At 62.7% G+C, this 12622-nt stretch carries 12 protein-coding genes; 6 read left to right on the forward strand and 6 right to left on the reverse strand.

The genetic code is table 11. From position 1 onward, the window contains the following. Positions 1-33 precede the first annotated feature (33 nt). Complete coding sequence (locus tag FQ775_RS14165; protein WP_146301362.1) at positions 34-1002, forward strand: fumarylacetoacetate hydrolase family protein; 969 nt, start codon at positions 34-36, stop codon at positions 1000-1002. 15 nt (positions 1003-1017) lie between these two features. Here FQ775_RS14165 and FQ775_RS14170 read toward each other — a convergent pair whose 3' ends face one another. Next, on the reverse strand, positions 1018-1818 hold the full coding sequence (locus FQ775_RS14170; protein WP_146301363.1) for a crotonase/enoyl-CoA hydratase family protein: 801 nt from the start codon (positions 1816-1818) through the stop codon (positions 1018-1020). A gap of 153 nt (positions 1819-1971) precedes the next feature. Here FQ775_RS14170 and FQ775_RS14175 point away from each other — a divergent pair, with 153 nt between their 5' ends. The 5 genes from FQ775_RS14175 (at position 1972) to FQ775_RS14195 (ending at position 5857) form a co-directional block, all read left to right on the forward strand. Then, positions 1972-2988: a TRAP transporter substrate-binding protein gene (locus FQ775_RS14175; RefSeq protein WP_146301364.1), complete on the forward strand. Its 1017-nt coding sequence runs from the start codon at positions 1972-1974 to the stop codon at positions 2986-2988. Positions 2989-3052: 64 nt separating this feature from the next. Beyond that, positions 3053-3592 (forward strand): TRAP transporter small permease, encoded by a 540-nt coding sequence (locus FQ775_RS14180; protein WP_146301365.1) that lies wholly within the window; start codon positions 3053-3055, stop codon positions 3590-3592. After that, positions 3585-4880 (forward strand): TRAP transporter large permease, encoded by a 1296-nt coding sequence (locus FQ775_RS14185; RefSeq protein WP_146301366.1) that lies wholly within the window; start codon positions 3585-3587, stop codon positions 4878-4880. The genes FQ775_RS14180 and FQ775_RS14185 overlap by 8 nt, the downstream gene beginning before the upstream one ends. 9 nt (positions 4881-4889) lie before the next feature. Continuing rightward, positions 4890-5351, forward strand: a complete 462-nt coding sequence (locus tag FQ775_RS14190) for a DUF3237 domain-containing protein (RefSeq protein WP_146301367.1) — start codon at positions 4890-4892, stop codon at positions 5349-5351. Then, on the forward strand, positions 5348-5857 hold the full coding sequence (locus FQ775_RS14195; RefSeq protein ID WP_246730133.1) for a MarR family winged helix-turn-helix transcriptional regulator: 510 nt from the start codon (positions 5348-5350) through the stop codon (positions 5855-5857). The genes FQ775_RS14190 and FQ775_RS14195 overlap by 4 nt, the downstream gene beginning before the upstream one ends. A 7-nt stretch (positions 5858-5864) precedes the next feature. Here FQ775_RS14195 and FQ775_RS14200 read toward each other — a convergent pair whose 3' ends face one another. The 5 genes from FQ775_RS14200 to FQ775_RS14220 all read right to left on the reverse strand — a co-directional run bounded on the left by FQ775_RS14200 (position 5865) and on the right by FQ775_RS14220 (position 12617). Continuing rightward, positions 5865-6290 carry an acyl-CoA thioesterase gene (locus tag FQ775_RS14200; protein ID WP_146302095.1) on the reverse strand — a complete coding sequence of 142 codons (426 nt, stop codon included), beginning with the start codon at positions 6288-6290 and terminating at the stop codon, positions 5865-5867. Positions 6291-6301: 11 nt separating this feature from the next. Further along, a complete protein-coding gene (locus tag FQ775_RS14205; protein ID WP_146301368.1) occupies positions 6302-7552 on the reverse strand; it encodes a thiolase family protein in 1251 nt (416 codons plus the stop codon). After that, positions 7549-9417: a feruloyl-CoA synthase gene (locus FQ775_RS14210; protein ID WP_146301369.1), complete on the reverse strand. Its 1869-nt coding sequence runs from the start codon at positions 9415-9417 to the stop codon at positions 7549-7551. The genes FQ775_RS14205 and FQ775_RS14210 overlap by 4 nt, the downstream gene beginning before the upstream one ends. A 67-nt stretch (positions 9418-9484) precedes the next feature. Further along, positions 9485-11437, reverse strand: coding sequence for an acetyl/propionyl/methylcrotonyl-CoA carboxylase subunit alpha (locus FQ775_RS14215; RefSeq protein ID WP_146301370.1), 1953 nt, complete (start codon positions 11435-11437; stop codon positions 9485-9487). 13 nt (positions 11438-11450) lie between these two features. After that, entirely contained in the window at positions 11451-12617 is a 1167-nt protein-coding gene (locus FQ775_RS14220) for an acyl-CoA dehydrogenase family protein (RefSeq protein WP_146301371.1), read from the reverse strand. Positions 12618-12622 lie beyond the last annotated feature (5 nt).

The raw sequence follows: 12622 nt of genomic DNA on the forward strand, positions 1-12622 counted from the left end.
TACCTACCCGCGGCGCAAGGGAGGGCCGCCTGAATGAAGCTCGTGACCTTCGAACGCGGCGCGGCACGACACATCGGGCACTACGAGGCGAAGACCGGTCTCGTGCTGGATCTTACCGAAGCCTCGGGCAACGATCCCGCCTTCGCTACCATGATGGACCTCATCGACGGGGGCGAGGCGGCCCTTACGCACGCGCGCGAGATGTGCGCCGATGCAGGCCTTCAGGCGAAGCATGCCGTGCCTGAGGACAGGATCCGGCTTCTGGCGCCATTGCCGGTGCCACGCCAGATACGTGACTTCTCCGTGTTTCCGGGGCACATCAAACAGGCTCCGCGCGGCATGCGCAGGCTCGCCGCACTGGCACGTGGCGACAAGGAAGCAGCCGCAGCCGCGGTCGGCTTCGACGAGGTTCCAGAGATCTATCGCAGCCAGCCGGTCTATTACCTCACCAACCGCTTCAGCGTCATCGGTCCCGACAGCGTAGTCGCCTGGCCGCGATACAGCCGTATCATGGATTTCGAGTGTGAGTTCGCCGTCGTAATCGGCGGGACGGCACGCGACGCATCCGTCGAGGACGCTGGCTCGCATATCTTCGGCTACACAATCTACAATGACTTCTCCGCGCGCGACACGCAGATGGTCGAGATGCAGTCGATGCTCGGTCCTGCCAAGGGCAAGAGCTTCGACTATGGCAACGCGATCGGCCCGTGGATCGTGACTGTCGACGAGGTCACCGATCCGCATAACCTGGCCATGGAAGCCCGGGTCAACGGCGAAATTTGGGGCCGCGGATCATCCGCGGACATGCTGTTCACCTTCGAGGAAATGATTGCATACGTGTCGCGCGACGAGACCATTCACGCCGGCGAACTCTTCGGCTCGGGCACGATGGGCAATGGCTGCGGGCTCGAACTCGACCGCTTCTTGGCCGACGGTGATGTCGTCGAACTCGAGATCGAGGGCCTTGGCGTGCTGCGCAACACGATAAAGGTGCAGGGCTGAGCCGCTTGCCGTTAGCTAGCGAAAGCGTGGCGCACGCTTTTCCAGGAACGCCTTGAGGCCTTCCTGAGCATCGGCGCCGGTCTGCGAGAGCGCCGCGCTGAGGCTTTCAGTGTAAAGACCGTCACCGCGCGCCATGTCGTCGATGCGCGATATGCCCTGGATGACCAGATAATTGACCATCGGCGCATTGGAGGCGATCTGCTCCGCGAGTTCCCGCGCGCGTGCGAGCCCCTGCCCCTCGCCGACGAGATAGTGGGCAAGGCCAAGTTGATGCCCTTCGGCGGCATCGTAGGCCCGGCCGGTCAGCATCATCTCCGTCATGCGATCGGCGCCAAGGATCCGGCCGACGCGCACCGTCGCCCCGCCACCAACGAAAATTCCCCGCTTGCCCTCGGGCAGTTGGAAGCGTGCGGACGGTTCGGCGACCCGCACATGGGTTGCTGCCGCAATTTCCAGCCCGCCGCCCATGACCGCGCCGGTCAGCACCGATACCACCGGCAAACCGCCGAACTGGATCAACTCCATCACCTGATGCCAGCCACGCGAATGGCGAAGAACTTCGGCCGGTTCGCGCTCGACCTGCTCGGAGAGGTCCAGACCGGCCGAAAAGTGGCCACCGACACCGTAGAGCACGACCGCCCGCACCGTTTCCGGCGGCTCGGAGAAGAAGTACCGCAGTTGCGTCAGCACGGCGTCGGAGATCGCATTTCGCTTTTCCGGCCGGTTGAAGGCGATTGTCGCGATCGCACCGTCGAGCTTGATCCGCAGCGCGGACTCGTCGGCATTTTGCGCTGCCGCACCATTTGAAGGGCTCATCGGACGCTTCTCCACACGCGGTTCCGGGAAGGAACCATCATTTTGTCCTTGATTATATTGTTTTATATCATAACATTCTTAGCGCATACAAGAGCGTAGGCTTGCCGCCAACACGCCGGAATGAGACGCTCAGTGGTGTTTCGGGAGGAAACAATGAAAGCAATCAGCCTAACGGCGCTCGGCGCCGCAGCATTCTTGTCGGTATCCTCAGCGCACGCAGCCGATGTTGAACTGCGCCTTTCGCACTGGGTTCCGCCAACGCATCCGATCCAGACACTCGGCATCGAGCCATGGGTGGAATCGATCAAGCAGGCGTCCAACGGCCGTATCAACATCACCATTTTCCCGGCCCAGCAGCTTGGCGCCGCGCCGGATCACTACGACATGGCCCGCGACGGCATCGCCGACATCACCTATACCAATCCCGGCTACCAGGCTGGCCGCTTCCCGATCTACAGCCTGGCGGAGATACCTTTCCACGCCTCGAACGGGAAGCAGGCGGCGAAAGCTCTCCACAACTGGTACGCACCGCTTGCCGAGATCGAGATGTCGGACGTCAAGTTCTGCCTCATCAACCCGCATGATCCTGGCACCTTGCACTCCAAGACGCAGGTCAAGGTTCCCAGCGATATCAGTGGCATGAACGTGCGCCCGGCGCACGCGACGATGGCGCGTTTCGTGAATTTGCTTGGCGGCGCCAGCGTGCAGGTGCCGGCACCCGAGGCCCGCGAGGCCCTCGCAAAGGGTACGGCTGACGCGATCACCTTCCCGTGGAACTCGATCTATATCTTCGGCATCGATTCGGAGACCAAGTTCCATCTCGACATGCCATTCTACATCTCTTCACAGATGCTGCTCCTCAACAAAGGCATGTATGACGGTCTGGCACCGGAAGACCGCCAGGTCATCGATGATCATTGTACGCCGGACTGGTCGCAGAAATTCTCGACCGGCTGGGCCGACAATGAATATTCAGGCCGCCAAAAGATGATCGATTCGCCCGATCATACGGTCTACACGCCCACCGACGATGAGATTGGTCAATGGCGCGAAGCCTCCAAGCCACTGATCGAGGCGTGGAAGGAAGACGTCAAGGCCAAGGGGCAGGATCCCGAAAAAATCTACGCCGACTACGTCTCGGCCTTGAAGGAACTCGACTCCCTGTTCTGACCGAGCCACGATCGGGCGCCGCCATCTAGTGCCGGCGCCCGATCCGTCGCCGAGGGGGGGAAGAATGTTCAGGCTGATCCGTACACTCGGAGCGTTCTCGACCGCGATCGACAGGATCGCCGGCGTATTCCTTGCGGCGATCACCCTTCTGGTCGTGGCCTCCGCCATCGGCCGCTACGTTTTCACCGCTCCCATCCCCGACGCTTTCGACATCTCGCGCCTGATGCTGGGCGTCGCCATCATGTGGGGATTCGCCAGCGTCGGCTATCGCGGCTCGCACATCAAGGTAGACCTCTTCGCCGAGATGATGCCAGCTCGGATACGGCGAATCGTCGATTTGTTCGCATGGACGATCCTCTTCGTGTTCACGGTCCTGATGAGCTGGAAAATCCTTGCCCGCGTGATGAGCGCGCAGGCGAGTGGCGAGGCCACCTTTGATCTGCGCATGCCGGCCTGGCCGTTTCTCGCGCTGATCTGGGCCGGCGTCACCGTCGCCATCGTAACCGTGCTCGCCCGCATCCTGATCATCGCCACGGGCCGCGGCACGCTTGACCATTTCGACGCGCCGGACGTCGCAACGACGAGCAAGGACGACGATGTCTAAGGCCGACCTCGTCGCTGTTTCCGGCTTTGTGCTGCTGTTCGCAATGATGGCCGTGCGCGTGCCGATCGGCATTGCCATGGGCCTGATCGGCGTGGGCGGCTTTGCCGCGATCACCGGCCCCGGGCCGGCGCTCAACCTGCTGGCGCAATCGCCCATCCGGGTGATTACGGACTTCAACCTCAGCCTCATTCCGTTCTTCGTTCTCATGGGTGTGTTCGCGACCAATTCGGGCATGTCGCGCGAACTCTTCCGTGCCGGTCAGGCCTGGCTCGGCTTCCTGCGCGGCGGCATGGCCTTGTCGACCATCGCCGCCTGCGGCGGCTTTGCCGCGATCTGCGGTTCTTCGGTCGCAACGGCTGCAACCATGACCAAGATTGCCCTACCCGAAATGCAGCGGGTGGGCTATCGCAACGACGTCTCCAGCGGTGTGATAGCGGCTGGTGGCACACTCGGAATTCTCATTCCGCCCTCCGTCGTGCTTGCGGTCTACGCCTACATCACCGAGCAGGACGTCGGTAAACTCTTCATCGCCGGTGTGCTGCCCGGGTTACTGGCGGTGCTCATGTATATGGGCGCCGTCCGTATCGCGTATCGGCGTTCACTGCCCGCGGGACAACCTTTCGAAGCCCGCGAGGCGATCTCCTCTTTGCGCGACGTCTGGGCAGTGCTGGTGCTCTTCGTCGCCATCATTGGCAGCATGTATTTCGGCGTCGTCACGGCTACCGAGGCCGCCGCAGTGGGGTCGCTTCTGACCGCCCTGATCGGCATCTTCCGCGGCAGGCTGGGCTACGCCAACATCATGGAGAGCCTGATCGAGGCGCTGAGAACCTCGGTCGCCATCTATACGATCCTGATCGGGGCGGTCCTGTTCGGCTATTTCCTTGCCATCACGCAGACACCGCAAAAGATCACCGCCTTCCTCGTCGCTCTCGATCTTGGCGCCTACGGGACACTGGGCTTGATCCTGGCCTTCTTCCTGCTCATGGGATGCATCCTCGATGCCATGGCGATGATCATCCTTCTGGTACCGATCGTCTTTCCGGTGGTCACGCAACTGGGCTTCGATCCGATCTGGTTCGGGGTCATCATAGTCATGACCGTGGAGCTCGGCCTGATCACTCCGCCAGTCGGCATGAATGTCTTCGTCATCAACACCATTGCTCGCGACGTGAACCTCTTCACCATCTTCCGGGGTGTTCTCCCGTTCGTGGTTACAGACGTCATCCGGCTGATCCTGCTGATTATTTTTCCGGCGATCGTACTCTTCCTGCCAATGACCATGAACTAGGGGGCGGCGATGATCGCAAAACCCGAACTCATCCACCTCTGCGACCTCACGGTCGAGTTGGCCGCTCCGATCGAGCTTGGCGACAGCCCGCGCGGGCGCCGCCGCATCATTCCGATCGTGGGCGGCAGCGTGATAGGCAAAAGGCTGAACGGTCGGATTCTCAATCTCGGCGCCGACTGGCAGACGATCCTGGCCGATGGGACCGCCGAACTGGACACGCGTTACTCCTTCGAAACGAACGACGGCGCGACGGTCGACATCCGCAATTTCGGCTATCGGCACGGGCCTCCGGAGGTCATCGCTGCCCTTGCACGCGGCGAGACAATCGATCCTGCCTTGTACTATATGCGGACACATCCGCGCTTCGAGACAGGCGATTCGCGTTATTCCTGGCTCAACAGCCTCATCTGCCTGGGCACCGGAGCTCGCGACGCCAGCGCCGTCAAGATCAAGGTTTACGAAGTCACATGAGCGTCCGAACCGACAATAACGGCTCGCGCCAAGGCAAATCCGAGACGAAAGAAGAGATCGGGACCGAACCGGTCGACGTTCCGCCTATGGCGACCATCATCGGTTACAAGCTTCGCCGTGCACAGCTCTACGTCTTCCAGGATTTCCTCGAGACCTTCTCGAGGCTTAAGCTGCGGCCCGCCGAGTTCTCGGTGCTGACGATCATCGCCAATACCCCTGGGCTCAAGCAATCCGAAATCGCGGAGATGCTGGGCATCAAGCGTGCCAACTTCGTCGCTCTCATGGACGGGATCGAAAAGCGAGGTCTTGCCGAACGCCGCAAGGCCGATACCGATCGCCGCTCGCACTCGCTGCATCTGACACCACAGGGGACGAAATTCGTTCGCAAGATGGCCGCCGTCTGGGCAGAGCATGAAAACCGTATGATTGCGCGGCTGGGCGGCCCAGAAGAACGCGACCGGTTGATCGAGTTGCTGGACCGCCTGCTCGGAACGCCCGAGAACTGATCCAGTTCTACCCCTCGCCCGACAGCGCCGCGACCACCTCAGCCGGGATTTCGGCTCCGCGAATGCGCTGCGGGTCGTCCGGGTGCTGTTCGGCCCACACACGTGTTTCGCGCGCTTCAATGGCAAGCTGATCGCCCTTGAGGACTCGGTGTTCGATGTCGAAGCTCGATCGCCGTATCGCGCTCGCGCGACTCTCAATGACGATGCCGTCTCCATAGCGCGAGGGAATGATGAACTTCGCCCCCGTATCGACCATGGGGATACCGACGATATGATATTTCTTCGTCCAGGCGATCTTCTTCATGCCGAGGGCTTGCTCGAACAGGTAGGCGGTCGAGGCATCGAACATGGCGAAATAGCGCGGGTAGAATACGATGCCGGCTGCATCGCAGTCTCCCCATTCGATCTCGACCTTGCGCCGATTGACCAGCATTGCCTGCTCACTCACGCTGCCTGAGGGTTCTCAATCAGGATTGCGATCCCCTGCCCACCGCCAATGCACGCCGACGCGATGCCGTAGCGCCCCCCGGAACGCTGCAATTCGCGCGCAACGGTGGTCGCGATACGGATGCCGGTAGCGCCGAGCGGATGACCGATGGCGATCGCGCCGCCATTGACGTTGAGTCGCTCCTCGTCGAGGCCGAGTTCGCGTGCACAAGCCATCACCTGAGCGCCGAAAGCCTCGTTGATCTCGACGCGATCGATGTCGTCGAGGGCCAGCCCGCACTCTTCCAGCACTGCACGGATGGCCGGCGCCGGTCCAATGCCCATGATATGCGGTGGCACGCCAACACTGACGCCGGCAAGAATGCGGGCTAGGGGCCGGTTGCCTTTGGCCTCCGCACGCGCCCTTGAGGCGACGATGGCGGCGGCGGCGCCGTCGACGATCGCCGAGGAATTGCCACCGGTCTGTACGCCGCCGAAAGCAGGCCTGATCTTCGACAGCGCCTCGAAAGAGGAAGGCCGGATATGGCTGTCCCTGTCGACTTGCTCGACCTTGCGCGGCAACCTGATGCCGCGATCGTTGAAACCATCGGCGGAAAACGTTTCAGTCACCACCGGGGTGATCTCGCCCGCAAGGAACCCGGCTTCTTGTGCGGCCAGCGCACGGTTGAAGGACCGTTCGGCGTAGCGGTCGACCTCCTCGCGGCTGATCTGATAGTCGCGCGCCAGGTTTTCCGCCGTATCGCCCATCGTGCACGAACACGCCGGATCAAGCAGTGCCTCCCACAGGAAGTCCTTGAATTCGACCTGGCCCATGCGAAAGCCGGACCGGTGCGTATAGGCTGCGACCGGGTTGCGGCTCATCGATTCGGTGCCGACACAGAGCGCAGCTTCGACCCGCTCGCGATTGACGAGTTCCGCGGCCTGCAGCAACACTTCGATGCCCGTCCCGCAGATGCGCTGGACGAGATGCGCCGGACGGTCAACCGGCACGCCGGCATAAATGCCGATATGGCGGGGCGTCATGTAGGCGTCGAACGAAGCCTGCGCCATGGAGCCAGCAATCGTCGTGCCGATGTCGGCAGGGTCAATGCCGGCTTTTGCGACGGCCGAACGCGCTGCCTTGATGCCGAGATCGATCGGCGAAACGTCGGAGAGAGCGCCCGTGTAGTCGACAAAGGGGGTCCTTGTGCCGGCCATCAGCCATGCATCGTCGAAACTGTAGCGGATGCCTTTGGGCGTACTGGTCATGTCCGGGCCTTTCCTGAGGCAGCGAGAACGTGGGCGGGGGGCGGGTCGCGGTAAAGGTCCTCGACCAGATGCGCCCGGGCAGCCATCACCGCCCGCTGGTTGATCGAACCCTTGTCGGTCATTTCGTGCGCGTCGATCGACGGCGGCTGGTCGAGCACGACGATGCGCGCGACCCTGTTTGAGCTGCCCGTCGCCTCGATGGCAAGCGCTTCGAGGCGTTGCTGCAAAACGGCGCGAAAGCCCGGATGTGCCGCCAGTTCCGCTTCGTCGGCAGCCGCGAGCTCTGGCGCGAAACGGCGCGCGGCATCGACGTCGAGGAAGACCAGCGCACCGATGAAATTGCGGTCGAGACCAGTCAGGACCGCATCGCGAACATAGGGCGCGAGGGCCGCGATCAGTCCGGAGCGGACCCCAGCCATGTTGACCCATGTGCCCGTGGAAAGTTTGAAGTCCTCCGAAACACGGCCATCGAAGAGGAAGCCCTTGTTGACGTCGCTGGGATCGACCTGCTTCAGCGCATCGCCGATCATGTAGAACCCTTCCTCATCGAAGCACTCGGCGGTCTTGTCGGACTGGCGCCAGTAGCCGGGCGTGATGGACGGGCCACGAAGCCGGATTTCGCGTTTTTCGCCGTTATCAACGAGCTTGAACTCGAGGCCAGGTGCCGGCAGGCCCACCTCGCCGGGGCGATTGACTGGCCAGGTCGTGGTGAAGGCGAAGGGCGCGGTTTCGGTCGAGCCGTAGCCTGTAATGATCATGATCTTTTCACCGATCGTCTCGATCGCGAGCCGTTCCAGCGTATCCCAGACGTGTTTGGCGAGGCTGGCACCGGCATATTGCAGCACCTTCACCTGGCTGAAGAACCGTTCGCGCAAGGGCTTGTTGGCCACCAGATGCTCGCAAAGCATCTCGTAGCCCTTGGGCACGTTGAAATAGAGCGTCGGCGCTATCTCGGTGAGGTTGCGCACGGTCTTGGCGATACCGGAGGGCGTCGGCGAGCCATCATCAATGTAAAGCGTGCCGCCATTGTGAAGCGTGATACCGAAATTGTGGTTGCCGCCAGCCGTATGGTTCCACGGCAGCCAATCGACCAGGACCGGCGGTTCGTCCTCCAGGAAGGCGAGCGCGGAGCGGATCATCACCTGGTTGCAGGTCAGCATGCGCTGGGTGTTGATTACCGCCTTCGGCATGCCCGTCGAACCCGAGGTGAACAGGAACTTCGCGACGGTATCCGGTGTCAGTGCCAGCTCCGCATCGTCGATCGCGCGTCCGGGCCTTGTGCCGAGTACGGCATCAAACAAATCAGCCGGATGTCGTTCGATCGGCTCACGCGCTACCACCAGCCCGATCTCGTCACCCATCACCGCGTCGAGCGCCTTCTCGAAAGGCTTGCCCTCGGCGACGAAGACGAGCCCGGGGGTTAGCAGCGAAAACACATGCCTGAGCTTGGCGTGATCGGACGACAGCAATGAATAGCCGGGCGAGACCGGCGCATAGGGGATCCCGGCTAGCATCGCGCCCAGCGCCATCAAGCCATGCTCGATCGAGTTCCCGGAAAGGATGACCAGCGGGCGCTCCGCCGACAGCCGCCGGCCAATGAGGTATTCGCCGATCGCCCGCGCCTTTTGCAAGGTCTCGGCGTAGCTGATCCGGCGCCATTCGCCGTCTGGGCCGCGATCGGCAAGGAACATCCGGTCGGGCGCTGTGGCGGCCCAATGCCGCAGCCGATCTGTCAGCGCGCGGGGGTATTCCGGCAGTTCGGCCTTGGCACGGACATAGGTAACTCCCGGCTCGCCAGATCGCTCCTCGACAGCCAACTCGCCCATGCGAACCGGCCGCATACCGGGCAGGTCTACAACCGGCATCGACACTCCTCCCTGCAATAATGTTATCTTCTATAACAATTATAGTGTCGGTTCAAGCCGGATCGTGTCAGGCTTGGGGTTCGAGCTCTGCCACCAAATCGCCAACGCGAACCTGATCGCCGGTCGCGCAGTGAACGGCGCGCACCGTACCGGCTGCCCTGGCCGCCAGCGTCGTTTCCATCTTCATCGCCTCAACGACCGCTACTTTCTGGCCGGCCTCGACTCTGTCTCCTGCAGCAACGGAGATCGCGCGCAGCAGCCCGGCCACCGGCGAGACGATGCGCGCAGGGTCGGCAGCGTCTGCCTGCTTGGCCAGCGGGTCGGGTTCGTGAAAGACAAACGTCCGGCCGTCGAAATCCAGCCACAGATCACGCTCCCATGCGAGATAGGTCGCGTATCGACGCGTGCCCGCGAGCGAGAACCGCACCTGATCGAGCGTGATCGCAAGGTCGGAGAGTTCGACGTTGACCTCGCCCACCTCTACGGCCGAGATGTTGCCACGCTCGATCTCGACGACGGCGTCCGACGTCGTGCCCCCGGAGGCAAGCAGGATCGGACAGGATGCAACGCCTGTCGAGCGGAACCAGTCACCGCCGCCCCGCATCGCAAGCACGCAGGCAGCGACACCGAAATGCCAGTCCTCGGCCTCGGTGAGCCTGGCTGCGTACCCTTCCGCTACCCATCGATCGACGAACGCAGTCGTCACCGAGGCGTCCAAGAACTCGCGGCTGGTCAGCAGGTCGATGAGAAATCCGCGATTGGTCCTCAACCCGAACAGCGGCCGTTCGCGCAAGCCCTTAACCAGTCGCGCAACCGCTTCGTCCCGATCGCGGCCATGCGCGACGACCTTCGCGACCATCGGATCGTAGTAGGGTGTGACGCTGTCCCCCTCCTCGACCCCGCTGTCGATACGGACACCAGCCTCACCTGCGCGCAACGCGGGCTTCCACAGCAGCACCGGACCCGTCTGCGGGCTGAACCCGTCGCCCGGATCTTCGGCATAGACCCGTGCTTCGATCGCGTGGCCACTGAAGTCGATCTCTTCCTCCTCGAGCGGAAGGCGCTCGCCCATGGCGACGCGCAACTGCCACTCGACGAGATCGAGACCGGTCACAAGCTCCGTCACCGGGTGCTCGACCTGCAGCCGGGTGTTCATCTCGAGGAAATGGTGTTGGCGGTCGGCGCCGATGATGAACTCGACCGTCCCCGCACCGACATAGCCGACAGCCTTTGCCGCCGCCACCGCATCGACCGCCATCGATGCGCCCATTGCGGCGTCGACGAAGGGCGACGGCGCCTCCTCGATGATCTTCTGGTGGCGCCGCTGCGCCGAGCAGTCGCGTTCGCCCATGTGGACACAGTTGCCGTGCGCGTCGGCGAATACCTGTATCTCGATATGCCGCGCATCCGTGATCAGCTTCTCGATCAGGACGCGCCCGTCGCCGAAGGCCGACCGCGCCTCACGCACGGCGCTTTCGAGCGCGTCCGAAAAGTCTTCGGCGCGGTCGACGCGGCGCATGCCGCGACCGCCCCCCCCGGCAACCGCCTTGATCAATAGCGGAAAGCCGATCGTTTCGGCTTCGCTCACCAGCCGCCCGGGATCCTGATTCTCGCCGTCATAACCCGGCACTACCGGGACCGCCGCTTCCAGCATGATCGCCTTGGCACGCGCCTTGTCGCCCATGGCTCGGATCGCCTCCGCCGGCGGACCGACAAAGATCAGGCCCGCGGCCTCGCACGCCTCGGCAAAGTCGGCGTTTTCCGACAGAAAGCCGTAGCCTGGATGCACCGCCTGTGCGCCGCTGTCTTTGGCGGCGGCGATGATCGCATCGCCATCAAGATAGGATTCCGACGCCTGAGGGCCGCCGATCCTCACCGACTCGTCAGCCTGCCTCGCATGAAGCGCATCAGCATCCGCGTCCGAATGGACGGCCACGGTCGCAATCCCCATGGCGCGCGCTGTGCGGATGATGCGGCAGGCGATTTCGCCCCGATTGGCGATCAGGAGCTTGGTGATCATGGCGCCGCGTTTGTCACGTCCGCTTCTTGTTGCTGGTGCCGGGCAGCGTGCCCTCCAGCTTGCAGATGATGCCGAGCATGATCTCGTCAGCGCCGGCGCCGATCGACACCAGGCGCGTATCGCGGTAGGCGCGACTGACGGGGTTGTCGTAGGTATAGCCCATGCCGCCCCAATATTGCAGGCAGGTGTCGGTGATCTCGCGCGCCAGCCGTCCGGTCTTCAGCTTGGCCATGGAGGCGAGCCGCGTGACGTCGCGCCCGGCGACATATTGCTCGACCGCGCCCCAGGTCAGCGCCCTCAGGGCCTCGACCTCGGTCCTCAATTCGGCGAGCCGGAAATGCACCACCTGATTGTCGAGGATTGGTTTGCCAAAGGTCTTGCGCTCGCCGGTATATTCGATGGTGAGGTCGATCAGCCGGTCGAAGCCCTTCAGCGAGCTTGCCGCGGAATAGAGCCGCTCCTCCTGGAACTGCAGCATCTGCATGGTGAAGCCCATGCCTTCCTGGCCGATAATATTCTGAGCCGGTACCCGCACCTCGTCGAAGAAGAGCTGCGCAGTGTCCGACGAGTTCATGCCGATCTTTTTGATTTTCTGCCGCGTGATACCCTTGGCGTCCATCGGCACCGCGATCAGTGACTTGTTCTGGTGCACCTGGCCTTCAGATGTGTTGGCGAGCAGGCAACACCAGTCGGCCTTCATGCCATTGGTGATCCACATCTTTGTGCCCGAGATGACGTAGTCGTCACCGTCCCTGCGGGCGGTGGTCTTCACGGCGGCCACATCCGACCCGCCGCCGGGTTCGGAGACGCCGAGACAACCGACAACGTCGCCGGCGATCGACGGCGCCAGGAAATTCGACTTCACGTGTTCTGAACCGAAGCGGTTGAGCGCCGGCGTGCACATGTCGGTGTGAACGCCGATCGCCATCGGCACGCCACCGCATGCGCAAAGCCCGAGTTCCTCGGCCATCACCATGGAATAGGAAAAGTCCAGGCCGAGGCCGCCATAGTCGGGATCGTATTTGATGCCGAGCAGGCCGAGTTTGCCGAGCTTCTTGAACAGGTCGTGGGAGGGGAACTCCTCCGCTGCCTCCCATTCATCGACATGCGGGTTGATCTCGGTCTCGACGAACCTGGCGACCGTGCGGCGCAGGTTTTCATGCTCGGCGGTGAATTGCATGCGGT

This window comes from Nitratireductor mangrovi, from assembly GCF_007922615.2.
Lineage (GTDB): Bacteria > Pseudomonadota > Alphaproteobacteria > Rhizobiales > Rhizobiaceae > Mangrovimarina > Mangrovimarina mangrovi.